The organism is Vibrio sp. ZOR0018 (genome assembly GCF_963865925.1).
Lineage (GTDB): Bacteria > Pseudomonadota > Gammaproteobacteria > Enterobacterales > Vibrionaceae > Vibrio > Vibrio anguillarum.
In genome coordinates this window covers 1-365 of the sequence record NZ_CAWMCN010000095.1, presented here as the reverse complement: position 1 = coordinate 365, position 365 = coordinate 1, and the positions used below count along the sequence as shown (strand labels likewise).

Annotated in this window: 1 tRNA gene; it reads right to left on the bottom strand. The window is 48.5% G+C overall.

Annotated elements, in window-relative coordinates:
* Positions 1 to 196: 196 nt before the first annotated feature.
* Positions 197 to 272, bottom strand: a tRNA-Gly gene (locus AACR75_RS05345).
* Positions 273 to 365: the final 93 nt, after the last annotated feature.

Genomic DNA, 365 nt, shown 5'->3' with positions numbered 1-365 from the left:
CGGGTTATGAGCCCGACGAGCTACCAAGCTGCTCCACCCCGCGTCCGTATTGTGTCACCGTTAAGTACGATGAAAACTTACACTCTCTAACAAGAGAATTTGTAGCGACACTCGAGGTTCACTTTCTTTAAACAAAGAGGCGTGATCTCAACCTTAACTAGGTTGTGCGGCGCTATTCTTTTCTTCGAAAAGAATCTGGAGCGACACACGAGGTTCGAACTCGTGACCTCAACCTTGGCAAGGTTGCGCTCTACCAACTGAGATAGTGTCGCAATGATTAATCGTATTCACGCTTAATCTGAATTTGGTTGCGGGGGCTGGATTTGAACCAACGACCTTCGGGTTATGAGCCCGACGAGCTACCA